20 protein-coding genes and 6 pseudogenes are annotated in these 23156 nt (G+C 70.2%); 16 read left to right on the forward strand and 10 right to left on the reverse strand.

What is annotated here, in order from left to right:
* Both FXN61_RS09540 and FXN61_RS09545 read right to left on the reverse strand, forming a co-directional pair.
* Positions 1-618 (reverse strand): annotated as a pseudogene (locus FXN61_RS09540) (pyridoxal-phosphate dependent enzyme); the annotation flags it as partial.
* Between the two features lie 14 nt (positions 619-632).
* On the reverse strand, positions 633-1163 hold the full coding sequence (locus FXN61_RS09545) for an NUDIX domain-containing protein (RefSeq protein WP_167972354.1): 531 nt from the start codon (positions 1161-1163) through the stop codon (positions 633-635).
* A gap of 177 nt (positions 1164-1340) precedes the next feature.
* Here FXN61_RS09545 and FXN61_RS09550 point away from each other — a divergent pair, with 177 nt between their 5' ends.
* Positions 1341-1688, forward strand: a complete 348-nt coding sequence (locus FXN61_RS09550) for a hypothetical protein (RefSeq protein WP_167972356.1) — start codon at positions 1341-1343, stop codon at positions 1686-1688.
* 152 nt (positions 1689-1840) lie between these two features.
* Positions 1841-2305, forward strand: a complete 465-nt coding sequence (locus tag FXN61_RS09555; RefSeq protein WP_167972358.1) for a hypothetical protein — start codon at positions 1841-1843, stop codon at positions 2303-2305.
* Here FXN61_RS09555 and FXN61_RS09560 read toward each other — a convergent pair.
* From FXN61_RS09560 to FXN61_RS50610, 5 genes and pseudogenes are all read right to left on the reverse strand, one after another.
* Entirely contained in the window at positions 2302-3129 is an 828-nt protein-coding gene (locus tag FXN61_RS09560) for a tetratricopeptide repeat protein (protein ID WP_446684933.1), read from the reverse strand. The two genes, FXN61_RS09555 and FXN61_RS09560, sit on opposite strands and share 4 nt — an antisense overlap.
* Positions 3127-3267, reverse strand: a pseudogene (locus tag FXN61_RS56915) (hypothetical protein); the annotation flags it as partial. The pseudogene FXN61_RS56915 and the gene FXN61_RS09560, both read right to left, overlap by 3 nt.
* A gap of 817 nt (positions 3268-4084) precedes the next feature.
* Positions 4085-5407, reverse strand: a pseudogene (locus FXN61_RS56920) (AfsR/SARP family transcriptional regulator); the annotation flags it as partial.
* 93 nt (positions 5408-5500) lie between these two features.
* Entirely contained in the window at positions 5501-5908 is a 408-nt protein-coding gene (locus FXN61_RS50605) for an IucA/IucC family C-terminal-domain containing protein (protein WP_223165379.1), read from the reverse strand.
* Positions 5908-6921, reverse strand: a complete 1014-nt coding sequence (locus tag FXN61_RS50610) for an IucA/IucC family protein (RefSeq protein ID WP_312877612.1) — start codon at positions 6919-6921, stop codon at positions 5908-5910. The genes FXN61_RS50605 and FXN61_RS50610 overlap by 1 nt, the downstream gene beginning before the upstream one ends.
* Here FXN61_RS50610 and FXN61_RS09575 point away from each other — a divergent pair.
* Positions 6908-8368, forward strand: a complete 1461-nt coding sequence (locus FXN61_RS09575; RefSeq protein WP_223165372.1) for an IucA/IucC family protein — start codon at positions 6908-6910, stop codon at positions 8366-8368. The two genes, FXN61_RS50610 and FXN61_RS09575, sit on opposite strands and share 14 nt — an antisense overlap.
* On the opposite strand, the gene FXN61_RS09580 is transcribed toward FXN61_RS09575, so the two are convergent.
* From FXN61_RS09580 to FXN61_RS57095, 3 genes and pseudogenes are all read right to left on the reverse strand, one after another.
* Positions 8355-9185 (reverse strand): phosphoenolpyruvate hydrolase family protein, encoded by an 831-nt coding sequence (locus tag FXN61_RS09580; protein ID WP_167972364.1) that lies wholly within the window; start codon positions 9183-9185, stop codon positions 8355-8357. The genes FXN61_RS09575 and FXN61_RS09580 overlap by 14 nt on opposite strands.
* A 2-nt stretch (positions 9186-9187) precedes the next feature.
* The gene (locus FXN61_RS57090) at positions 9188-9589 is read right to left on the reverse strand and encodes an NAD-binding protein (protein WP_512698744.1); all 402 of its coding nucleotides are present in this window, start codon (positions 9587-9589) and stop codon (positions 9188-9190) included.
* A pseudogene (locus FXN61_RS57095) lies at positions 9575-10042 on the reverse strand (NAD(P)-dependent oxidoreductase); the annotation flags it as partial. The gene FXN61_RS57090 and the pseudogene FXN61_RS57095, both read right to left, overlap by 15 nt.
* Before the next feature lie 109 nt (positions 10043-10151).
* Here FXN61_RS57095 and FXN61_RS09590 point away from each other — a divergent pair.
* From FXN61_RS09590 to FXN61_RS09640, 13 genes and pseudogenes are all read left to right on the forward strand, one after another.
* Positions 10152-11507 (forward strand): AMP-binding protein, encoded by a 1356-nt coding sequence (locus FXN61_RS09590; protein ID WP_376770612.1) that lies wholly within the window; start codon positions 10152-10154, stop codon positions 11505-11507.
* Positions 11429-12058, forward strand: a complete 630-nt coding sequence (locus tag FXN61_RS56220; RefSeq protein ID WP_376770613.1) for a phosphopantetheine-binding protein — start codon at positions 11429-11431, stop codon at positions 12056-12058. The genes FXN61_RS09590 and FXN61_RS56220 overlap by 79 nt, the downstream gene beginning before the upstream one ends.
* An 83-nt stretch (positions 12059-12141) precedes the next feature.
* Positions 12142-12627 (forward strand): annotated as a pseudogene (locus FXN61_RS54185) (condensation domain-containing protein); the annotation flags it as partial.
* A 185-nt stretch (positions 12628-12812) separates the two neighbouring features.
* Positions 12813-15083 (forward strand): annotated as a pseudogene (locus FXN61_RS51780) (non-ribosomal peptide synthetase); the annotation flags it as partial.
* A 101-nt stretch (positions 15084-15184) separates the two neighbouring features.
* Positions 15185-16360: a condensation domain-containing protein gene (locus FXN61_RS09610; RefSeq protein WP_312877613.1), complete on the forward strand. Its 1176-nt coding sequence runs from the start codon at positions 15185-15187 to the stop codon at positions 16358-16360.
* The gene (locus tag FXN61_RS09615; protein ID WP_167972370.1) at positions 16361-16660 is read left to right on the forward strand and encodes a phosphopantetheine-binding protein; all 300 of its coding nucleotides are present in this window, start codon (positions 16361-16363) and stop codon (positions 16658-16660) included.
* A 2-nt stretch (positions 16661-16662) separates the two neighbouring features.
* A complete protein-coding gene (locus tag FXN61_RS51785; protein WP_376770614.1) occupies positions 16663-17250 on the forward strand; it encodes a beta-ketoacyl synthase N-terminal-like domain-containing protein in 588 nt (195 codons plus the stop codon).
* Positions 17183-18115 carry a beta-ketoacyl [acyl carrier protein] synthase domain-containing protein gene (locus FXN61_RS51790; RefSeq protein WP_376770615.1) on the forward strand — a complete coding sequence of 311 codons (933 nt, stop codon included), beginning with the start codon at positions 17183-17185 and terminating at the stop codon, positions 18113-18115. Before FXN61_RS51785 ends, FXN61_RS51790 begins: the two co-directional genes overlap by 68 nt.
* A complete protein-coding gene (locus tag FXN61_RS51795; protein WP_312877616.1) occupies positions 18003-19997 on the forward strand; it encodes a thioester reductase domain-containing protein in 1995 nt (664 codons plus the stop codon). The genes FXN61_RS51790 and FXN61_RS51795 overlap by 113 nt, the downstream gene beginning before the upstream one ends.
* Positions 19998-20000: 3 nt before the next feature.
* On the forward strand, positions 20001-20846 hold the full coding sequence (locus FXN61_RS09625; RefSeq protein WP_167972372.1) for a 3-hydroxyacyl-CoA dehydrogenase family protein: 846 nt from the start codon (positions 20001-20003) through the stop codon (positions 20844-20846).
* Positions 20843-21100, forward strand: a complete 258-nt coding sequence (locus FXN61_RS50615; RefSeq protein ID WP_167972374.1) for an acyl carrier protein — start codon at positions 20843-20845, stop codon at positions 21098-21100. The genes FXN61_RS09625 and FXN61_RS50615 overlap by 4 nt, the downstream gene beginning before the upstream one ends.
* On the forward strand, positions 21093-22193 hold the full coding sequence (locus tag FXN61_RS09635; protein WP_167972376.1) for an acyl-CoA dehydrogenase family protein: 1101 nt from the start codon (positions 21093-21095) through the stop codon (positions 22191-22193). The genes FXN61_RS50615 and FXN61_RS09635 overlap by 8 nt, the downstream gene beginning before the upstream one ends.
* Complete coding sequence (locus FXN61_RS09640) at positions 22190-23149, forward strand: 3-oxoacyl-ACP synthase (RefSeq protein ID WP_167972378.1); 960 nt, start codon at positions 22190-22192, stop codon at positions 23147-23149. The genes FXN61_RS09635 and FXN61_RS09640 overlap by 4 nt, the downstream gene beginning before the upstream one ends.
* The last annotated feature ends 7 nt before the right edge of the window (positions 23150-23156 follow it).

Consider the following 23156-nt stretch of genomic DNA (forward strand, 5'->3'; position numbering starts at 1 on the left):
CCTGGCCAGCCCAGCAGCTCGGTGCCGAGCGCGATGCCCGCGGCCGTGGCGCCGCTGCCCTGCGGCACGACGATGGTGGCGTTGTCGATGCCGCGCTCGCCGAAGCTGCTCGACGAGCTCGATCGCCGCCGCGACGTACCCGAGCGTGCCCAGGCCGTTCGAGCCGCCGACGGGCAGCGTGACGGCCTTGTCGTGGTTGACCCGCTCGTAGGCCTCGACGGTCTCCTCGGCGTCCGCGCAGATGTGCACGTTCGCGCCGAACATGTGGTCCAGCACGACATTGCCGGACTTCTCGTACGCGTCACCCTTCATCGGCACCTTGGCCGTGAGCACGAGTTCGCAGCGCAGGCCCAGCTTCGCGCACGCCGCCGCGGTCTGACGGCCGTGGTTGGTCTGCAGCGCGCCGAACGTGATGATCGTGTCCGCGCCCTGGTCGACGGCCTGCCCGAGCAGGAACTCCAGCTTGCGGAGCTTGTTGCCGCCGGCGCCCAGTCCGTTGACGTCGTCGCGCTTGATCAGGACCGGCGGGCTGCCGAGCGCGGCCGCGAGCCTCGGGGCGTCGTCCAGCGGGGTCGGCCAGCTGCCCAGTGCGACTCGCGGGAACGCGCTCAGGTCCATGGTGCGAGCTTAGGTCAGACCTCGCGGCCGAACTCCGCGTAGCGCGCGGAACCGCTCTCAAGTGCCGCGACGGCGAGGGTGAGCCTGCGGTGCAGTGACGGGTAGATCTTGGGCTTGGCCTCGTCGAGCGTCAGGTACGCCACGCCCGACAGCTCGGGGTCGTGCGCCACGGCACCGTTCACGACACCGCCGTCGAACACGAACTGGTGGCAGTCGCGCCAGACACCGTTGCGCGGGGTCCAGTCCACGACGAGCAACGGCCCGAGCTCGACGTCGAGACCGAGCTCCTCGCGGATCTCCCGGATCGTGGCGGCCTTCGGGGACTCGTTGTCCTCGGTCATGCCGCCAGGGATGTCCAGCACCGTCTTGTACGCCGGCACCACGAACAGGACGCGTCCCGCGGAATCGCGGATCAGCGCGCCACCGGCACACGTCTTGGTTGGCCGGCTCGACGCCACTCCCGGCACGAACTCGAGTTCGGCAGGACCCTCGTCGAGAACATCGACGGCGAATGCGGCGGGGTCACCCGCGTGCAGAGCAGACACAAGTTGATGATCACACCACAGAGTGAATCCCGCACGGGCTGTACGGGCGTTCGTGCCTGGTAAGCAGGTGTCCCCGTGATGACGGAATGCAACCAAACGATCAGAGAGTACGCTTGGCGCTGTAACTCCGTGCGATCAATCGCCGATGTCCAGGCAACATCGGTGGAGGTGACGCCAATGGGGGCAACCGGTGCCGCCAAGCGCAGACGCGACGGTAGATCGGCCCCGTGGTCGGTGGTCGGGCTGACTGTCGTTTTCGTCGTGGTGGCCCAGGTCCAGTTCGCCATCGCGATCGCGGAATCGGTCTGGTGGCCGGCCGCGGTCGGGCTGTTGCTGCTGGCCGTGGCGGTCGCGTTCGTGAAGACGGCGCGCAGGCTGCGTTGGGAAGACAGCGACCCGTACGAGGCACCGCCCGAGGTGGCCAAGCCGCTTCCCGCCGAGTACGAGCGCCACGTCGACGCCGACGGAAGTCTTGCTCGCGCGGTCGGCGACGTGGTCCACGCGTCGCGGCGCTGGCGGGCCTGACAGCCTCACAGGGCTCCGGCTGGGCGAGGCAGGGTCGCCCAGCCGTTTCCGCACGTCCGCCCCTGGATTTCAGGTTTCCGGCAAGGTTCTGGTCATGGCTCGTCCCCCAGGCTCGGTAGCGCAAGGGAAACCTCGCTCCGAAGGGGGAGAACATGAAGATCGCATCTGTGGCCGGTGCCACCGGCCTGCTGCTCGCTGCGGCGACCTCGATGATCATGGCAGGCCCGGCGAACGCGGCAGGGGAGAAGCCGTTGGGGGAGTACACCGGCCTGCCGGACACGGTCGAGACGACCGCGCCCGGTGACGTTTCGGCGATGCACTGCGGCCACGCGCACAGCAACCGCGACACCCGGACCGGCAACTTCTTCGACGCCAACGCCGTGGCCATCCGCAGGGGCCCGCACACGCCGGAGTGCGCGGCGGACGGGCAGGGGCAGCTCAGCCACCGCGTCGACTACCACTGCTGGACGAACGGTGACGCCGTGACCCGCGGCGGCGTCACCTACCGCACGTGGTCGTACCTCCGCGACGTCACGACCGGCGTTTCGGGCTGGGTCAGCGACGCCTACCTGGACCGCAACCCCGCCAGCTCCAGGGGCAGCACGTCGCCCTGCTAACGCTGAGCGGTGAGCCGGGCCAGCAGGCTCACCGTGTCGGTGTGGCCGGGACGGTGGCCGGTCTCGAGGTGGATCCCCAGAGCCTCCTCAGCGCTGGCCACCGCCTCGTCCATCGCGCCGTTGGCACCATGAGCGACCGCGAGAGCGGTCAGCGCGCGGCCGTGCAGCACCCGCAACCCGGCGTCGCGGGCGAGGCCGGCCGCGCGTTCCGCCGTCTCGGCGGCGTCCTCGCCGAGTGCGACGAGAGCGGAGCTGAGCTCGATCAGCGCCTCCACCTCGCCCCGGCGGTAACCGTCCTGGCGTGCGAGGTCGAGCGCGCGCCGATGCCGTTCCACGGCCTCGCCGAACCGGCCCCAGTGCCGATCTACGACGCCCAGCACGTTGTGCGCGTCCAGTTCCGTGGCGCGGCTCTCGGTCTCCTGGGCCAGTTTCAACGCGTGCAGCGCGTCCGCCTCGGCCCGGTCGTGGTCATCGAGCTGACACCGCACGAGGGCGAGCAAGATCAGCGTTGAGCCCTCCATCTCGCGCGCCGCCATGTCGCGCTGGATCTCCAGCGCATCGGTCACGTAACCGGCCGCCCGCTCGTACTCGCCCAGCTCGAAGCAGATCTGACCGAGCAGGCTGAGGTCGATCGCCTCCCCGACCCGTGACGAGTGCTCCCGGTGGATCTTCAACGCCAGCGTGCAGTGCTCTTCCGCCAGCCGCAGCCGGCCCAGTTCGAAGTAGACGTTGCCGAGGTTGCCCAGCACCTCGGCCTCACGGACGCGGGCACCGATCCGCCGCACCACGGCCAAAGCGTTCGCGTGGTGCGCCGCGGCCTCCATCAGCCGGCCCCGGTGCCGGTGGATCACCCCGAGGTTGCCCAGCGCGGCGGCCTGCGCCTCGTGCCAGCCAGCCCGTTCGCTGAACCGCCTGGCGAGCTCGAAGTGCTCGATCGCGGGCTCGTACCGGCTGAGGCTCACGCCGCGCGGTGGCGATGCCGTGGTGCATGGCGGCCTGGGCCATGAGATCGCCGCCGAACCGGGCCGCGCGCAGGCCGTCGGACAGCGCCGCCAGCCAGTCGTCGTGGTACTTGCGCAACCAGAAGAAACCGCGCAACGCGTCGGCGAGCCGCCACGCCAGCCGCCGGTCCTCGGTCGTGGCGGTGTGCCGGATCACCGCGACCAGGTTGCGGCGCTCGGTCTCCAGCCAGCCGAGCCCGTCGGCCGGGTCGTCGGAGCTGAACTCGGGCCGCGGCAGGTGCAGCATCGCCGGGTTCACCTGATCCGCGGCCCGGTAGGCGGTGTGCAGGTATCCGATCGCCATCCGCCGCACCGCCCCGGCTCGTTCGGCGGCGTCGTCGTGGCGCTCCGCCAGTTCTCGCGCGTACATCCGCAGCAGATCGTGCAGCTGGAACCGGTCCGGTGTGGTCTGTTCGACCAGGTGTGCCGATCTCAGCACGTCCAGCAGCCGCCGCGCGGTGGCCACGTCGGTGCCGGCGAGCCAGGCCGCGGCCGCGGTGTCGAAATCCGGCCCCGGATGCAGTCCGAGCAACCGGAACAACCGTCCGGCAGGCCCTGGCAACGCCAGGTACGACCACGAGAACACGACCCGCACGGCCGAGGCCGGATCACCCGGCACGTCCAGGTCTTCAAGCTCTGTCACGAGTTCGGCCAGCGGTACGTCATCACGTCGCACGGCCCGTTCAGCGGCAACCCGCAACGCGAGCGGCAGCAACGCGCATCGGCGGGCGAGATCGAGAGCCGCGGCGGGTTCGGCGGCCACCCGGTTCGCACCGAGCACCTGACGCAGCAACTCCACGGCTTCCCGCTCGCTCAGCCGTTCCAGCCTGAGCCGGTGTGCGCCGTCCCGCGCCACCAGCCCCGCCAGGTCGTCGCGGCTCGTGACCAGCGCGACGCAGCCGTGCCGGCCCGGCAGCAACGGCCGTACCTGATCCGCCGACCGCGCGTTGTCGAGCAGCACCAGCATCCGCCGTCCCGCCAGCGCCGACCGGAAGAGAGCGGACCGTTCGTCCACAGTGGACGGTATCGCCGCCGGATCGAAGCCCAGCGTGCGCAGAAACCCTTCCAGCGCGGCGTTCGGCGTCATCGGCTCGGCCACGTCGTAGCCGCGCAGGTTCACGTACAGCTGCCCGTCGGGGAAGTCGTCCGCGTGCTGATGCGCCCACTGCACCGCGAGCGCCGTCTTCCCCACGCCTCCTGTGCCCGCGACGGCCGAGATCACCACCGGTGCCGCCAGGCCGAGGAGGGTGTCCAGCTCGCGCAGGGCGTCGTGCCGGCCGGAGAAGTGCGGTACCGGTGGCGGCAACTGCGCCGTCAGGTGGGCAGGCATCGGCTTCTTGACGGCACGCACGGCAGGCGGTGCGAGCCCCGGATCCTGCCGCAGGATCGACGTGTGCAGCCGCTGCAGCTCCGGCCACGGATCGACGCCCAGTTCGTCGGAGAGCCGGTCTCGCAGCCGCTGGTAGGCGCTCAGTGCCTCGGCCTGCCGCCCCGACCGGTACAGCGCGAGCATGAACTGACCAGTCAGCCGTTCGTCCAGCGGATGTCGCCGGGTGGCCGCCGCCAGCTCCGTCAGGAGCTCGCCGTGCCTGCCGAGACCGAGCTGCAGGTCGATCCGGTCCAGCTCGGCGGCGAACCGCTCCTTCGCGAGCTCCTGCCGGACGTTGTCCAGCCACGGCGTGTCCAGCTCGGCGAACGCCTCTCCCTGCCACAACGCCAAGGCCTGGTCGAGCAGCGCCAGCTTCGCCGTCCCGTCCGCCGCGCGTCCCTCGGCCAGCAGCCGGTGGAACTCGTGCAGGTCGACCGCCGCCGGGTCAACGGTCAGCACGTACCCGCCGGACTTCCGCGTGATCGCCGCCCCTTCGATCCGGCGGAACACGTTTCTCAGCCGGGAAACGTAGGCGTACAGCGTGTCCTTCCCCTGGCGCGGCGCGTTTTCTCCCCACGCGCGCTCCATCAGTCCTTCCGCGGACACCACCTGGTTCGCGTCGACCAGCAGTGCCGCCAGCACACATCGTCTGCGTCCGTGCCCGAGATCGACGGGCATGCCGTCGCTCCACACCCCCACCGCCCCGAGCAGCCGGAACTCCGTGCCCCCCATGTCTTTTGGGATAGCACAATCGCCGAGCCTCCGTACCCGTTTCCGGAATCTCCCCGCGCGACCTGGAATCGGGCTCGTGGCGGCCCGGACGTGTCAGCGGTTGGACCGTTCGGACCAAGGATTGGGCAGGTACGCCCACGCCGTCGTCTTCGGGTCGAGCCGCATCAGCGTGAGCGGCTTGGCAGGCAGAGGGTCGTGCAGCAACGCCTGCCGGTCAGGCGTGTCCGGGACCGCCTTCGCCACCACGTCCCAGAGCTCGGCGTCCGGTGCGTCGAGTGCGGAGACCAGCCCGGTCAGAGCGGTCGCGAAGAACGTGGCGAACGTCTTGGCGCGCAAGCCTTCCTGGCTCGCGTGCAGTCGCGCGGGCAGGTCCGCGCGCGGGCTGACCCGGATGTCGGCCAGGTCGCGGTAGATCAACCGGCGCGGCCTGCCGTTCACCAGCCCCACCAGCAGGTTCTGCTCGTGCGCCTCCAGCGCCACACCTCGCGCGAGCAGCGTCATCAGCGGCGGGACGGCCAGCTCGGCGAACTCCGCGAGCCACCTGACCGGGTCGCCGAGCCGCGGATCGGTGGAGGGCCGCCGTCGACCGGGCGTGCGGTCAGCGCGGCCAGCGGCAGCAGGGTTTCCCGAGGACGTGGCACGGGCTTGTCGCGCAGGATCACGCCCAGCGCGCGGTTCGGTTCGCCGTCGGTGAGCACCGCGGCCGACGCGCGGTTGTGCTGCAGTTCGATCCCCTCGACGACGTCGGCGAGGAAGCCGGAAACCGTGGTGGCCGTGGCGATCGAGCCGCCGGAGATGTCCCGCACGGCCGAGGTGATCTGCGCGCTGAGCGTCGTTTTCACGTGCCAGCCGCCGGCGGACAACGTCCGCAGCGCCATCAGCGGGTGAGCGGTCAGCGTGCCGGTGCTGGACACGTTCAGGCGTCCGGCCTGCCACGGGTGTACCGGGAGGAGGATTCGTTCGCCGTCGCGGAGCTCGGAAGGCCAGTCGCCGAACACCACGTGGTCGCGAGCGGGGTGCAGGCGCAGGGCGACCGTCGGGCGGTGCTCGGGGCCGTACGCCAGGTGGTCGTGGGCGGTGAACCCGGTGCGGTTGCGGCAGCACGGGTGCAGCGGATGGCCGTCGACCACGCTCTGCTCGTGCTCCTCCAGCGACCGTTCGAGGAATGGAGTCGTCAACGGGCTCGTTGTGCGGGAGAGCGCCAGTCCGGCCACGCTGTGGGCGACCTCGGCGATCAGGTTCCCAGAGCCGGGCCAGCGCAGTGCGGTGAGGAGGTCGACCGGGTGGAGGTACTCGGCCGGATCGGCGCTGACCTGCGGCAACGGCTCGATCGCGAAGGCGCGCCGCAGGCGCGCGAGGATCGCCGCGCGGGCTCCCGGCAGCGCCGTGAGGAACCGCTCGGCGCGCTCTCCGTCCAGTGCGGCGGCGAATTCGGACTCGACCGGTGTTTGCGTCAGAATGATCAGATCCTGACACAGCGCCAGAGGGAAGCGGACACCGGTGGAATCGATCACTGATCCCGACGGCATCACCACGACCGCCCTGCTGAACTGCCTGCGCCGCGAGGTGGGCGAGCAGGGGGCGGGTGGCACGATCCGCCTGCCTCGCACCGGCGTCCTGCTGCGTGCGCGGGAGGGTCGCTGGCTGTCGGATCCCGAGGTGTTCTCCGGCTCGTGGCAACCCGTGTCGTGGCAGGAGCTCGCGGTGCTCATCACCAAGGAGCTCGGTGACCCGCCGGTCGGTTTCCTCGACGAGATCGCGGGTTCGCGGTCCGCCATCGCCGCCGTGCTCGACGCCCGTCCCGCTCCGCCGGAAGACCTCTACCAGCGGACCGAGCAGGCGTTGATCGCCGGTCACCGCTACCACCCCGCGCCGAAGGGCCGCGGTGGCGTGCCCGCGCGGGAGTGGTTGCCGTACGCGCCCGAGGTGCACGCCCGGTTCTCGTTGGCACGCCTGGAAGGTGAGTTCGTCGACGACGGCGACGTCCCGTTGCCCGCGGGTGTTCTGCCCGCGCATCCCTGGCAGCTGTCCCTGCTCGGCCTCTCCGCCGATGCGGTCGGTCACGAGGTGTGGCCGACGTCGTCGGTGCGCACGGTCTACGACCCGGCCGCCGACCTGTTCTACAAGTTCAGCCTCGACGTGCAGATCACCAACGACGTGCGCCGTTTGTGGGCGCACGACCTGCGCTGGATCCCGCCTCTTGCCCGCCTGCTCAGACCGGTGTTCGCGGACATCGCGTCCGCGTATCCCGGCACGGCGTTCCTGATCGACCGCGGCTACCGGACGTCCCCGGAATCCTTTGAGGGACTCGCGGTGGTGGTGCGTGACGGAGTTCGGCAGCACACTCTGCCCGGCGCGACCCCGTTGCTGGCGGCCGGAATCAGCGAGGGCTTCGACGGAAACCCGTTGAACGGCTTGGACCGCGACGGCGCCCTGCGGTGGTTCCGGCAGTACGTCTCGGTCGTCGTTCCGCCTGTGCTCCATGCCTTTTTCGCGCACGGTGTCGTGATGGAGTGCCACCTGCAGAACGTCCTGGTCGGTGTGGACTCCGACGGGATGCCGGTCCAGGCGATCTACCGGGACCCGGAAGGCATGCGGCTGCTGCCACGCCACGCCCGGCTGCTGTCCGAAGTGGACGGATCGGGTGGATCGCGGGGCGTTTCCGAGGCGAAGGGCTGGGAGCGGCTCCAGTACTGCCTCGTCGTGAACCACCTCATCGAGATCGCGGGTGCCGTGCAGGCCCGGCACCCCTGCCTGGACGTGTGGCCGGAAGCGCGGTCCGTTTTCCTTGCGTATGCCAGGGATCACGGTTCCCAAGAGCTTCTGACGTCGTTGCTGGAGAGCCCGTCCGTGCCCGCGAAGGCGAACCTGTTGCTGCGGTGGACGCGGGCGGAGGGCGCGGCGAGCCGGTACGTCGACTGCCCGAACCCGTTGTACCGTAAGGCGTTCAGCGCGCGCTGATCGACGTGAACCTCTGGGTCTGGCCGGTGATCGCGGTCTCGACCGGTGTGCGCTCGAGCGACGACGCGCCGTAGAAGCCGTGCACGCCCGTGGTGTGCTTGAGAACGTGAGCGACGTCCTCCGGCTCGGCGAGCGGGCCGCCGTGACACAGCACGAGGACGTCGTCGCGGACGGCGAGCGCCGCGTCGGCCCACTCCTGCAGCAGGGCGACGCTCTCGTCGAGGGTCGGACCGCTGACGGCACCGATCGTGCCGCCGATCGTGAGGCCGAGGTGGCACACCACGACGTCGGCACAGGCCTCCGCCATCGCGGCGGCGTCCTGGGCGGAGAACACGTACGGGGCGGTGACGAGGTCGTGGCGGCGGGCCGTCGCGATCATCTCCACCTCCACGCCGTACCCCATCCCGGTGGCTTCCAGGTTGGCGCGGAAGTTCCCGTCGATCAGCCCGACCGTGGGGAAGTTCTGCACACCGGCGAAACCGAGGCGCGCGAGCTCCGGCAGGAAGACCTCGGGCGAGTAGAACGGATCGGTGGCGTTCACGCCGGCCAGTACGGGCGTTCGCTTCACCACCGGGAGGATCTCTCCCGCCATGTCGACCACGACCTCGTTGGCGTTGCCGTACGCCAGCAGGCCCGCCAGTGAACCGCGCCCGGCCATCCGGTAGCGGCCCGAGTTGAAGACGGTGAGCAGGTCGATGCCACCGGCCTCCTGGCACTTGGCCGACAGGCCGCTGCCCGCGCCGCCGCCGATGATCGCCTCACCGCGCGTTGCCTTGGCGCGCAGGCGTTCCAGCACCTGCGCGCGGGTGAAGCCCACGCTCACTTCCCGCGGACGTGGTTGAGCACGGCGCTGATGTCGTTCTCCGCCAAGCCGTCCGCGACGGCCGCGGCGAGCTTCTCCTGTGCGCCGGCGGCCACGCCGTTCGCCACACCGCCCGCGTCGAGCACGAGGCGGAGGTCCTTCTCCGCCAGGCCGAGCGAGAACTGGGTGGAGCCGGGGTTCTCGAGCTTCGCGCGCACCCGCGGGATCAGCGAGCCGACCGCGGTGCCCTCCAGCGCGGTGAGTGCGGCGTCGGTCTCGACGCCGAGCTCGTCCGCGAGCGCCAGCGCCTCGGCCACCATGACGAACGACGATCCGAGCACCAGGTTCACGAGCAGCTTCACCGACGCCCCCGCGCCGGGGGGACCGACGTGCTTGACCTTGCCGAGCACGGCGAGCACGTCCGCGGCCTCCGCGAGGTCGGTCTCGGTGGCGCCCGCGTAGATGCCGAGCTCGCCGGAGCTCGCGGCGGGCAGGCTGCCCTTCACCGGCGCGTCGATCAGGCGCACGCCGTCGGGAAGGGTTTCCCGCAGTGCGGCAAGGGCCTGCGGGCCGATCGTGGACATCTCGACGACGATCGTGCCGGGCTTCAGCGCTTCCGCCGCGTTCGCGTAGACCTCCTGCACGGCCTCCGGGCCGAACAGCATGGAGATGACGAGATCCGCGCCCGCCACGGCCTCCGCCGGCGTGCTCGCGGCCGAAGCGCCCGCTTCGACGAGCGGCGCCGTCCGGTCCGCGGTGCGGTTCCACACGGTGAGGTCATGTCCTGCTGCCGCCAGCCTGGTCGCCATCAGTGCGCCCATGCGGCCCAGTCCCAGAAACGCGATGCGAGTCACGTGGCCGGACAGTACAGGAGCTCCGCGGTCGTGCTGTTGGGTTTCACGAAACTCAGATGTCGCAACGACTTCACGTTCCGTTCACTGGAACGTTCCAAGCGCGTGCATGCCCGGTCACGGATCGTTCATGATCGACTGGTGCGGCGGACCTATTTGTTTCATTAATTGCCACGAACGGTCTATTGGTCGTTCACCTTCAGTTCACTACCGTTGCTCCTCACGTGACGGTGGGGGGTCGCGCCGAGGGAGGGGCATTCGGGCCTGGGAGGGGCCGAGTGCAGGTGTGCAACCGTCAGATCTGGGCTTTCAGGGGAGAATCGTGGCGTTTCCGGACGCGCGCAGTGGATGCTGCGTGCCCGAACTCGTCCGTGGCTGGGTTGATCAACTTCCGTCCGCTCACGCGGTGGTCGATCCTGTGACCGACGAATCACTTACATACCAACAACTTTGGCACCTCTCCGGAGGGCTGGCCGCTGAGCTGACCGAACGGGGAGTCGCTCGGGGAGAGATCGTCGCCGTGAGCGGTGGACGGTCTGTCGGCATGGTCGTGGCGATGCTGGGCATCGCACGAGCGGGTGCCGCATACCTGCCGTTGGACGCGCATGCGCCCGCCGAACGGCTCACCGCGTTGCTCGAAGAGGCGGGCACGCGGTTCGTGGTCGGTGACAGCCCCGAGTTCCCGGGCGTGCGCAGGGTCTCCGCACAGGCGGAGAAGACCTTCAGCGCCAAGGAAATCGGACCGGACGACCCGTTCTACGTGAACTACACGTCCGGATCGACCGGACGGCCCAAGGGCGTCGTGGTGCCGCATCGCGCGGTCGTGCGGCTCGTGTCGAATCCGGTGTTCTGCACGATCGAGCCGGGTGACCGCGTCGCGAACCAGTCCAACCCCGCGTTCGACGCCACGACGTTCGAGCTGTGGAACACGCTGACGTCCGGTGGCACCGTCGTGGTGCTGCCCGCCATCACCGACCTGCGCATCGACGACTGGATCGCGCTGGTCAGGGACTCGGGCATCTCGACGATGTTCTTGACGACGTCGCTGTTCCACATGGTCGCGCGGGAACGGCCCGCGGCGTTGCGCGGGCTGAAGACGCTGATCGCGGGCGGCGAGCAGATGGACATGGCCGCCACCCTGCGCGTGCTGGAGTCGGGACCGCCGGCCAGGCTCGTCAACGGGTACGGCCGACCGAGACGACCACGTTCGCCACCTACTACGACTGCACGCTCGAAAGCCTGGCGGGCCTCGACCGGGTGCCGGTCGGATTCCCGTTGCAGGACACGACTTTGCACCTCATCGACGGCGAGCTGTGCGTCGGTGGTCCCGGTGTCGCGCTGGGGTACCTGCACCGCCCGGAGCTCACCGCCGAGCGGTTCGTGTCGGACCCGGTGTCGGGAAACCTCATGTACCGCACCGGTGACCTCGCCAGGGAGCTGCCGAACGGCGCGCTGGAGCTGCTCGGCCGGCGGGACCGGCAGGTGAAGCTGCGCGGGTTCCGCATCGAGCTGGAGGAGATCGAGCAGGCGGTCCTGGCGACCGGGCTCGCCGACAGCGCGTTCGTGGAGAAGGTGGGGGAGGGGCCGGCGGCGTCGCTCGTCGGGTTCGTCCTGCCCCGGTCCACGGTGGACGGTTCGGCTTTCAGCGAAGCGTTGCGCGCCAAGCTTCCCGCGTACATGGTGCCCGCGCGCTGGCACGTGCTGACCGAGCTTCCGTACGGCCCCACCGGCAAGGTGGACAGGGCGAAACTGCTCGCCGAAATTTCTGGTGATTCAGTGGTATCAGAGGGCGATGAAGTCACTCCTACTGATGTGACAGACCATGTTGGACTCATCTGGCGGGAGGTGCTGGGAGTTCCCGGCGCCGATCCGGCGGACAACTTCATCGACTCCGGCGGGAACTCGATCCTCGCGATCCAGCTGGCCTCGCGCCTGCGGGAACGACTCGCGATCGACCTCGGGCCCACCGACGTCCTGCTGGCCGATTCGCTGGCAGAACTGGCCACGCGCGTTCGGGATGAAGTAGCCGCCCGGTAACCGGGTTCTCCCCTCAGCACACGCCGATCTGGGCCGTGTGCGGGTTCAACGCGCCCTTTTCCGACTATCACGGAGTTTCGCGAGTGACTCAGTTGCATCCGCTGTCGTTCGCACAGGAACGGCTCTGGTTCATCGACGCCGCCGCGCCTGCCGCGCCGACGTACAACGTGCCGCTGCTGATGAGGTGGCGGGAGAAGATCGACCTGCCGAGGCTCACCGCCGCGCTGCACGCGGTCGCCGCCAAGCACGAGGTGCTGCGGACCCGCTACGAGCTGCGCGACGGCCGCCCGGTTCAGGTCGTCGGCGACCCGCACGTGCCGGTCGAGGTGGTGTCCGATGTGGACGACGTGCGCGCCGACGCGCTGCGCAGGGCGCGCGAGGGTTTCGACCTCGCCGCCGCGCCGCCGATCCGCTGCACGCTCTGGCCTGGCGAGCAGGACCTGCTGCTGGTCAACGTGCACCACATCGCCATCGACGGCTGGTCGCTCGCCGCGTTCTTCGACGACCTCGCCGCCGCGTACGCCGGTGCCGCTCTGCTGCCGCTTTCGCTGCAGTACAAGGACTTCGCCCGGCAGGACAGGTCGTCCTTCGACACCGCGGCGATGCGGGACCTCCTCGCACGCCGGGTCGAGGAGCTCAGCGAGCTCCCCGCCGGCCTCACCCTCGGCTCGCCGCGACGGCCACCGGGCCGGTCAGGCCGGGTGAGCAGCACGTCTTCACGATCCCGGACGAACTCTGGGACCGCACGGCCGAACTGGCGAAGTCGTTGCGCGCCACCCCGTTCGTCGTGCTGTTCGCCGCTTACCAGGCCGTGTTGCAGCGCTGGTCGGGCCGCGACGAGTTCGTCGTCGGCACGGTCACCGCGAACCGCCCGCACGCCGAGGCAGAACACCTCGTCGGGTTCTTCGTCAACACCGTGCCGTTGCGCTGCCTGCCGCGGCCGGGCCAGACGTTCGCCGCGCTGTGCAAGGAAGTCCGCGTCGAGGCGTTCAAGTCGCTGACCTACCAGAGCATTCCGTTCGACCAGCTGACGGCGAGTGGCGCCCGCGGCGTGGTCGACGTCGGCTTCGCGTTGCAGAACATGCTCCCGCCCAAGGCCGGCACCCCGTGGAGCACGCCAGAGCTGCTGCCCACGGGCACTGCGAAGTTCGACCTGATCCTCATCGTCGAGGACGACGCCGAGGGGCGGCGCGGGCGGATCGAGTTCGCGACCGACCAGTACTCGGCCGACATGGCCCGGCGTCTGGGCGACAACTTCCTGACGTTGCTGCGTGCCGCCGTCGACGAACCCGCGACGCCGCTCGCCACACTGCCGTTGACAGCCAATGGATCTGTCGTTCTCGGTGCGGAACAGGACCTCGGCGGTGCCACCTCGGTGCTCGACGTCGTGGGCCACGCGTACGCACCGGACGCGCCGGCGGTGAGCGTCGCGGGCGACAGTGTTTCGTGGCGTGAGCTGGACGACTGGTCCTGGGCCGTCGCGAACCGCGTCACGGGCAGCGGTGAGTTCGTGCCGGTGCTGGCCGCCCGCAGCCCTGCCCTCGTCGCCGCCTGGCTCGGCGTTCTCCGCGCGGGAGCGGCCTACGCGCCGTTGAGCCTCGACACCCCGGCCGACCGCCTGGACCACGTTCTGGCGGAGCTGGACGCGAAGATCGTGCTGGCCGACCAAGCGGGCGCGGACCTGATCGCCCGGCACGGCACCGATGTCGAAGTCGTGCGGATCGAGGACTTCCGGCGAGCGACCGGTACGCCGCGCACGCTCGACCTGATCGGCCAGGAACCCGCTGTCGTGATCTACACGTCCGGCACGACGGGCAGGCCGAAGGGCGTGCTCGTCCCGCACAACGGCATGCTCAACACCTGCGTGTGGTGGGCGCGCGACATCGACCTCGGTCCCGGTGACCGGGTGTTGTGCACGTGGTCGACCTCGTTCGACGGCGCGACGCACGAGGTGTTCCGCGCGTTGATCGCCGGGGCGGAGCTGGTGTTCGCCGACGACGTCGAGCGGCGCGACCCTCCTGCGCTGGCACGGTTGCTGCGCGAGGTCACCGTCACGTCGATGACGCCGAGCCTGCTGCGCGCCATCCTCGACGCCGACCAGGACGGTCCCACGACGCTGCGCACGGTGTACGTGGGCGGTGAGGGACTTCCCACGACGCTCGCAGAGGAATGCACCCGCCGCTGGGGTGTGCCGATGCGCAACATCTACGGCCCGACCGAGGCCAGCTGCATCAGCACGTTCGCGCCGGTGACGCTCGACGGCAGACCGCCCGCCATCGGCGTACCGGTGCCGAACACCCGCGCGTACGTTCTCGGTCCACAGCAGGAGGAGCTGCCCGACGGCGTTCCCGGTGAGCTGTGTGTCGCGGGCGCCGGAGTGGCGCTGGGCTACCTCGGTCAGCCCGACCGCACCGAGGCCGCGTTCCTGCTGGACCCGCTGGGCGGCCGGATGTACCGCACCGGCGACCGCGTCGTGCTGCGCGAGGACGGGCAGATCGAGTACCTCGGCCGGGTCGACGACCAGGTGAAGGTGCTCGGCAACCGGATCGAGCTCGGCGAGGTCCGCAAGCTGCTGGAGGACCAGCCGTCGGTGAAGACCGCCGCGGTCAAGGCGGAGGGCACGCCGCTGCGCCTGGTCGCGTGGGTCGAGCTGACCGGTGCCGCGCCGGACCGCGACGAGCTGCTGAAGCCGTTGCTGCGCTGGGTTCCCGCGGCCGTGCTGCCGTCCGAGGTGTACGTCGTCGACACGATTCCGATGACGGGCAACGACAAGATGGACTTCACCGCGCTCGACGCGATGCGTGGCACCAGGCTGCCGGATGCCGTGCGCGGTGCCGTCGAGCTGACGCCGGAACAATGCCGCGCGGCCGAGCTGTTCGGCAGGGCGCTGGACCGGGACGCGGACGAGCTCCCGCTGGACGGCGACTTCTTCACCCTCGGCGGCCACTCGCTGCTCGCGGTGCGGATGCTCGCCGACACTCCGGTGGCGTTGCGGGACTTCCTCGCCGACCCGACCGTGGCGGGGCTCGGCGCTCTGCTCGGCACGACGGCCCAGGAGAACGTCGAGGTCGTCGTGACGAGCACCCGGCGACCTCGGTGCAGCAACGGTTCTGGTTCATCGACAAGGTGTCCGCGTTGCGCACCGCCTACCTGGCACCGGTTCTCGCCGAGTTCGCCGGGCCCGTCGACGTCGAACGCCTCCGTGCCGCCACCGAACTGGTGCTCGGCAGGCACCCCGCGCTGCGCTCCCGCTTCATGTTGAACGCCAAGCAGCGCAAGGTGTTCTACCGCACCGACGGCAGCGCTCCCGAGGTGCACGTCACCGACGCGGCGCAGTGGACGGAGACGGAGCTCGCCGAGCACCTCGCGCAGGTGTGCTGGACGCCGTTCGACCTCGCCACCGAGGCACCGGCCTACGGCGAGATCGTCACGACCGCGGACCGCACGTTGCTCGTCCTGGTCACTCACCACATCGTCGCCGACGGGTGGTCGCACCAGGTGCTCGCCGAGCAGATCTCCCAGGCCTACCAAGGCAAGTCGCTAGCCGACCCGGTTCACCCGGCCGCGATCACCACGGGCGAGACCGGCGCGGAGGAGATCATCGCCAGCCTGGCGGGCGCACCGATCGACATAGAGCTTCCGCACGACAGTTCGCGCGGCCAAGTCCAGTCGACCGAAGGCACGACCTTGACAACGACTCTGCCCGCTCACGTCACCACGAAGTTGCAGGAGCTCGGCAGCACGACGTTCATGACGGTGGCGGCGGTGCTCGCGGTCGCGCTGGCCCGGCGTGGCACGCAGCGGGACTTCCTGTTCGCGTTCCCGTGGGCCGGCCGGGACAAGGCGCAAGACGCCGTCGGCATGTTCGTGAACACCTTGGTGCTGCGCGTCGATCTGCGCGACGAACCAACGTGGCGGCAGCTGTTGGAGCGCGTGCGTGAGCACAGCACGACCTGCTACCGCAACGCCGACGTGCCGTTCGACGCGATCGCCACGGCGCTGCATCCCGGCCGCGACCTCAGCAGGCCCGCCGTCACCCCCGTGTACGTGACCGCGCTGCCCGGCCACGCCGCACCACCGGATCTCGGTGCGCCCGCGCGGTATCTGCAGCCGGAACCGTTGCACATCAAGTACGAGCTCGAGCTCACCGCCACGGACACGACCGAGGAACTGGAGCTGTCGCTCGCCTACGCGACGGCGCTGTTCGAGAAGTCCACTGTGGACGACCTGCTCGCTTCGGTGGTCACCGCCGCGACCGACCTGGCCATCGATCCCGATGCGCCCGCACTGAAGGAGATCTGAGTGAACACTGCGACGCGCGACCAGGTGCGCCTGGCGTGGGCCGAGGTGCTGGACGTCGAGTCCGTACCGGACGACGTCAACTTCTTCGAGCTCGGCGGTGACTCGCTGCTGCTCATCGTTCTGCTGGAACGGCTCAACGCGATGACCGAACGCGATCTGGAGGCCGCCGACCTCTTCCAGCACAGCACCGTCACCGGGCAGGTCGAGCTGCTGACCTCGCCGGAGACGAAGCGCGAGCTCGTGGAACTGGGTGCGACGAACCGGCGTGGCCTGATCGGCCGCGCCCGACAGGGGAACTGAACGTGAGCGACACCGACATCGCGGTGGTGGGCGTGGGCTGCCGGTTCCCGGACGCCTGGACGCCACAGGAGTTCTGGCGCAACATCGGCGACGGCGTGGTGTCCACGCGGGAGCTGCCGGAGGAGGCGTTGCGCGCGGCCGGGGTGTCCGACGCGCTGCTGACCGACCCCGGTTTCGTCCGCGTCGGCGCCACCCTGCCCGGCGTCGCGGACTTCGCCGCGGAGTTCTTCTCCTACCCGCCCACCGAGGCCGAGCTGATCGACCCGCAGCAGCGGGTCTTCCTGGAGGCCTCGTGGGAGGCGCTGGAGACCGCAGGCCACCCGCCGCGTCTCGACGGACCCGTCGTCGGCGTGTTCGCCGGCGGCGCGTCGAGCACCTACACCTCGATGTTGTTCGCCGCCAAGGCACAGGCGGAGGGCCTGGCCGCGGCGATCGACGACGTCGACCTGCACCTCGGCGGGCTCGGGGACTTCCTGACCTCGCGGGTCGCCTACAAGCTCGGCCTGCGCGGCGACGGTCGGCGTGCAGACCGCGTGCTCGTCCTCGCTCTACGCCGTGCACTACGCGACGCTGAGCCTGCTTTCCGGTGAGTGCGACATCGCCCTCGCCGGTGGCGCGACGGTGCTGGAACCCCTGGCGGGCTACCGGTACCAGGCAGGCGGGCTGATGTCGGCGGACGGCCTGTGCCGCGCGTTCGACGCGAAGTCCACCGGAACGTCGTTCAGCTCCGGCGTCGGAGTCGTGGCACTGCGCAGGCTCTCCGACGCCCTGGCCGACGGGGACCGGATCCTCGCCGTGGTCAAGGGAAGCGCGGTCGGCAACGACGGCTCCGGCCGCTCCGGCTTCACCGCGCCGAACCCGTCCGGTGTGGCCGAGGTCGTGGCCGGCGCGCTGCGGATCTCCGGCGTCAGCGCCGACGAGCTGCGGTACGTCGAGGCGCACGGCTCCGGCACCTCGCTCGGTGACCACATCGAGCTGCGCGGCCTCACCGAGGGACTGAGGGCGAGCTCGTCCGGCACGAACTTCGCCGGGCTGGGCAGCGTGAAGGTCAACATCGGCCACACCGGTCCCGCCGCCGGCATCGCCGGGTTCATCAAGGCGGTCAACGTGGTCGCGACCGGCGACCTGCCCGCGCACCCTCTGTTCGAACGCCCGCGCGACCCCGGTGTGCTCGCCGAGAGCCCGTTCTTCGTGTCGTCGGAAGCGGGCCGCACGAACGATCGCGACCGGCACGTATTGATCAACTCGATGGGTCTGGGCGGCACCAACGTCGCCGCGGTGATCGCACCCGCCGCCGTCGCCCACGCGGCCCAGCGCGCCGGCGTCCGACGTCGTGCGGCTGGTGCTGTCGGCGCGCACCCGCACGGAGCTGGACGCGATGTCGAAACGGCTCGCCGAGTCGATCGACCCCGCGGAGGCCGCCGATGTCGCGCACACGTTGCGCGTGGGACGTAAGGCCTTCCCGGAACGCCGCGTGGTCACCGCCCCGGCGGAGAAGCTCGCCGCCGCGTTGAAGCTGCCCCGGCCGCCGTTCGTGAAGACCGTGCGCACGACGGCCCGGAAAGCGGTCGTGGTGGGCTCGGAGAACCTCGACCGGTTCCGGCTCGCGTTCGGCGCGGATGTCGAGGTACGTGCGGAGCAAGGCGTGCTGCCCGAGGGCGTGCACGTGGTGTCCACTTCGAACGACTTCGACGAGGCCGTCACCACGGCCTGGCTCAACGGTGTCGACGTGAACTGGGCGGCGCTCGCCGGTGACACCGGCCTGCGCGTGCCACTGCCCGCGTACCCGTTGCCGCGCAAGCGGTACTGGGCACTGGACCGCCTGCCCGCACTCGGTCAGGCCACGGCGGCGCCCGCGTGCGCCGTGGTGCCCAAGACGGTTGCCTCGGACGACGTCGAGGCGCAGCTGCTGGACGTGTGGCGCGACCTGTTCGGTGCGGAGTCCATCGGTGTCGACGACGAGTTCGGGATGCTCGGCGGGTCGTCGCTGCTGTCCGTCCGGATGGCACTGGAGGTGCAGCAACGCACCGGTGTGCTGGTGAACGTCCACCGCGCCGGCGGCAGCAAGGCCACCGTGCGGCGCATCGCGGAGATCGTGCGCGGTGTCCAGGCGGGCGCGGAACGCGGCGCCGCCGACATCGACCCGATCGCGGACGGCGACGGTGATCTCGTCGACCTGGACATGGCTCTGCCGCTGGGTGAGCTGGCAGCGCACGAGGCCGCGGGCAAGGACGTGCTGCTCACCGGCGCGACCGGATTCCTCGGCACGTTCCTGCTGCACGAGCTGCTGACCGCGACCGGCGGCCGCGTCTACTGCACCGTCCGCGCGGACGACGAGGAGCACGCCCGCAAGCGGTTGCGCGAGGCGTCCGAGAAGCTCTGCCTGCCGGAGCCGGACCCCCAGCGTGTCCGGATCGTGCTGGGCGACCTCAAGGACGGCGTGCTGGAGTCCTATCGGGACGGTGAGCTGGCCAGGCGCGTCGGCTACGTCCTGCACTGCGCGGCGAAGGTCGTGTTCACGGAGCCGTACCGGGTGCTGCGCGAGGACAACGTGCTCGCGATGGTCGACCTGCTGCGCTGGATGCGCGGCCACGGCATCCGCGACTTCAGCTTCGTGTCGACGGTCGCCGCGACGCACTACGCGATGGGCACCGACAACCGGATCCTGGAGACCCGGCAGCAGCCGCTCGACCCGCAGCAGGGTGGGTACGGCGTCAGCAAGTGGGTCTCCGAACGCATCCTGGAGCGCGCGGAGGAGGACGGCATGCGAGTGCGGATCTTCCGCCCCGGCTTCATCCTCGGTTCCACGAAGACCGGTGCCTGCAACGACAAGGACCTCATCTGGAACGTCCTCACCAGCGGTCTGGCCGTCGGCGCGCACCCGCTCGACGACCGTGCGATGCCGATGGCACCGGTGGACGTCGTCGCCCGCGCGATGGCGGAACTGACCGTGTCGCCGGGTTCGGTCGGCCGGGTCTATCACCTCGTCGACCGTGTCGCCTACAGCCCGCGCCGGATGTTCTCGTTGCTCGACGATGCCGGCCTCGCGACGGAGGCGGTGACGCCGAAGACGTGGCAGCAACGCATCGCGGACAAGGCGCTCGACAGCGGCAGCGCGCTGCTCTCGACCATGGCGCTCTACGAACTGGAAGGCCACGAACTGGCCGACGACGGACTCGAAGCCGTCGCCTGGCGTCCGTGGCTGGAACGCGCGGAGCTGTCCAGCGCGCCGACGGGTGAGTTGCTGCGCCGCTGCCTGACCTTTCTCGCCGAACGCCACGACAAGTTCGGCGAGCTCATCACCGGCGTCCTCGGCGCCGACCTCGTGGAGGCATAGAACATGAACCACCGCATCGGTGTGCTCGGCGCGGGCGTCATGGGCGCCGCGATCGCCACGCTCGCGATCGGCCACGGCGTGCCCGTCGTGCTGGTCGACGTCGACGAGGACACGCTCGCCAAGGCGCGCAAGGAGGTCCGCCAGCAGCTCAAGCTGGCCAGGTTGATGGGCAAGCTGCCCCGCACCGGCGAGGCGGAGCTCGTCACCACGACCGACTACGCGGATCTCGCGGACGTGACGTCGGTGATCGAGGCCGTCACGGAGAAGCCGGAGCTGAAGGCGAAGGTGCTCGCCGAGGTCTCCGGCGTCGTGCGGCCGGGCACGGTCATCGTGTCCAACACCTCGGCCATCCCCGTCGACGAGATGGCCGACTCGGTGGCGCGGCCGGAAGACCTGTGCGCCATCCACTTCATGAACCCGCCGTACCTGATCCGCGCGGTCGAGGTGATCCGCGGGCCGCGCACCGGCGACGAGACCATGAGCCGGGTCACCGACCTGCTCGCGGCACTGGACCGCGACGGCGTGGTGGTCGGCGACGGGCCGGGGTTCGTGATCAACCGCATCCTGCAGCGCTCGATCAACGAGGCCGCGCGCATCGTCGAGGAGGGCAGGGCGACACCGGAGGCCGTCGACGCCGCCTTCGAGGGTTGCCTCGGACACCGCACGGGACCGCTCGCGACTGCCGATCTGATCGGTCTCGACAACGTCGTGGACTCGTTGCGCGTACTGCACGACCGCACAGGGGACCGGGGCTACGAGCCCTGCGACCTGCTGGTGGCGAAGGTCGCCGCCGGGGACTTCGGCCGCAAGACCGGCCGCGGATTCTACGAGCACGGAGGAGCACTGTGACCACGTCCGTCAACCACGCAGCCGAGATCGAGCGGCAGCTTCTGGCATTCGTCGAGAAGCACACGAAGAAGACGTGGACGCCGGACGACGACTTCTTCGCGGCCGGTGCCGTGTCGTCCATGTTCGCGATGCAGCTCGTCGTGTTCATCGAGAGCACGTTCGACGTCGAGGTGTCCGGCGACGACCTGGTGATCGACAACTTCCGGACCGTCGGCTCGATGACCTCGCTGGTGTCGAGGTTGCGCGGTGAGTGAGGAGCTGTATGCGCTGGTCACCGATCTCGTCGGTGATCGCGCGGACGAGTGGGACCGCGTCGGCGTGATCCCCGCCGACGTCGTCCGGAAGCTCGGGCGCGCGGGAGCGCTCTGCCCCGAGGTACCGGTGAAGTTCGGCGGGCTCGGCCTGTCGAGCCTTGAGAACGGCGAGTTCACCGCACACGTCGGTGCGTTGTGCAGCTCGTTGCGCAGCCTGATGACCTCGCAGGGCATGGCGGCGTGGGCGATCCAGCGGTTCGGCTCGGCCGAGCAGCGCGCCCACTACCTCGCCAGGCTCACGTCGGGAGAGCTGGTCGGCATCGCGTTCAGCGAACGCGGTGCAGGCAGTGACCTCGCCGCGATGGCCACCACGATCAAGGTCGAGGGCGACGAAGTCGTCGTCGACGGAGCCAAGGTCTGGGTCACCGGCGCGGGCTACGCCGACCTGATCGTGGTGATCGGCCGGTTCGGTGACGGCGCCGCCGCGGTCGTCGTGCCGGTCGACGCGCCGGGCGTGAAGGTCAGCAGGGTCGCGAACCCGATGGGCTGCCGTGCCGCCGGACATTCCAATGTGGACCTTCACGACGTACGTCTGCCGGCGGACGCGTTGCTGCGCGGTGCGGGCCAGCCGTTGTCGATGCTGGTCACCTCGGCGCTCACGTACGGCCGGGTGTCGGTGGCGTGGGGCTGCGTCGGCATCCTGCGGGCATGCCTCGGTGCCGCCGCACGGCACGCCAAGGCGCGCCAGCAGTTCGGCAAGCCGTTGGCAGAACACCAGCTCGTGAGCCGTCACCTGGCGGAGCTGCTGGTCGCCGAGCAGGTCGCGACCCGTGCCTGCGAGCACGCCTCACGGTGCTGGGACGACAACTCACCCGAGATGATCACCGCCGCCGTCGTGGCCAAGCACGTCAGCGCGGGCAACGCGGCGCGTGGTGCGTCCAGCGCGGTGCAGGTGCTCGGGTCGTCCGGTGCGAACGACGGCCACGTGGTCGCCCGCGCCTACCGGGACGCGAAGCTCATGGAGATCATCGAGGGCAGCAACGAGATCTGTCAGCTCGTGCTGGCCGAGCACGCTCTGGCGGTGGCGTCATGACCTCTGCGATCGGCATTGGTGCGATTCACTGCCTGCTGCCGGACGAGCGGACCAAGGTCGTCGACCTGCCCGAGTTCGGATTGCTGGGCCACGACGAGCAGGAGTTCGCGCGAGCGTCCGGAGTGGACACCGTCTCGGTGTTCGAGGACGCGGCGACGACCGACCTCGCCGCCCGTGCGATCGCCGGGCTCGGGCCGGTCGATCCGGACGTGCTCATGCTCGTCGGCCCGCGGTCGCCGGAGGTGCTGCTGGGATCGGACTCGGGTTCGGTCGAACACCAGGCGGGACTGAAGAAGGCGTTCTCGTTCACCGTGGACGGCCTGGGCTGCGCGGGTTCCAGCGCGGCATGGGCGCTTGCGGCGGACCTGTTGAAGGCAGACGCCGGTCGCGAGTCCGTGGTGATCGCGCACGCCAGCCGGCCCACCGGCGCGGACCGGATCCGGTTCCCCGTCACGGTGATCGGCGACGGCGCGTACGCGATGACGATGGTGCGCGGCGGACGTCCGGTCCTGCGTGCCCACCGGCAGGAGACCGACGGGTCGTTCCACGACCTGTTCCGCGTCGACTACAAGCAGGCGCCCTGGTACGAGTGGCGCGAGGAGTGCGAGTCGGCGGACAGGTACCGCTTCGAACTGGCCATGCACAGCCAGAAGCGGCTCGGCCGGCTCGTGCGGGAGGTGCTCGCCGACGCGGGCGTGGAGATCCCCCAGGTCTCCGCGACGCTCATGCAGAACGTCACGGCCAGCGCCTACGGGTTCTACGAGACGTTGCTCGGCGTGCCGATCCACCCCGTCTGCGGGCGGCACCTGAGCGAGCTGGGCCACCTCGGCGCCATGGACGTCGTGCTGAACCTGGACCGCCTGCTGCGGTCCGGCGAGCTGCGGGAGGGGGATCTGGTGCTGGTGCTGAACAACAGCCCGGTCGCCGCGTGGGCGGTGACCCTGTGGGAAGTGTAGGTGCAGC

This window comes from Lentzea indica (assembly GCF_012184385.1).
Taxonomy (GTDB): Bacteria; Actinomycetota; Actinomycetes; order Mycobacteriales; family Pseudonocardiaceae; genus Lentzea; species Lentzea indica.

Coding starts and splice junctions, on each gene's coding strand:
- FXN61_RS09550 (WP_167972356.1), top strand. CDS start 1,341: ATGGGGGCAACCGGTGCCGCCAAGCGCAGACGCGACGGTAGATCGGCC.
- FXN61_RS09555 (WP_167972358.1), top strand. CDS start 1,841: ATGAAGATCGCATCTGTGGCCGGTGCCACCGGCCTGCTGCTCGCTGCG.
- FXN61_RS09560 (WP_446684933.1), bottom strand. CDS start 3,129: ATGGAGGCCGCGGCGCACCACGCGAACGCTTTGGCCGTGGTGCGGCGG.
- FXN61_RS50605 (WP_223165379.1), bottom strand. CDS start 5,908: ATGACGCTGCTCGCGCGAGGTGTGGCGCTGGAGGCGCACGAGCAGAAC.
- FXN61_RS09590 (WP_376770612.1), top strand. CDS start 10,152: ATGATCGACTGGTGCGGCGGACCTATTTGTTTCATTAATTGCCACGAA.
- FXN61_RS56220 (WP_376770613.1), top strand. CDS start 11,429: ATGTACCGCACCGGTGACCTCGCCAGGGAGCTGCCGAACGGCGCGCTG.
- FXN61_RS09625 (WP_167972372.1), top strand. CDS start 20,001: ATGAACCACCGCATCGGTGTGCTCGGCGCGGGCGTCATGGGCGCCGCG.
- FXN61_RS09640 (WP_167972378.1), top strand. CDS start 22,190: ATGACCTCTGCGATCGGCATTGGTGCGATTCACTGCCTGCTGCCGGAC.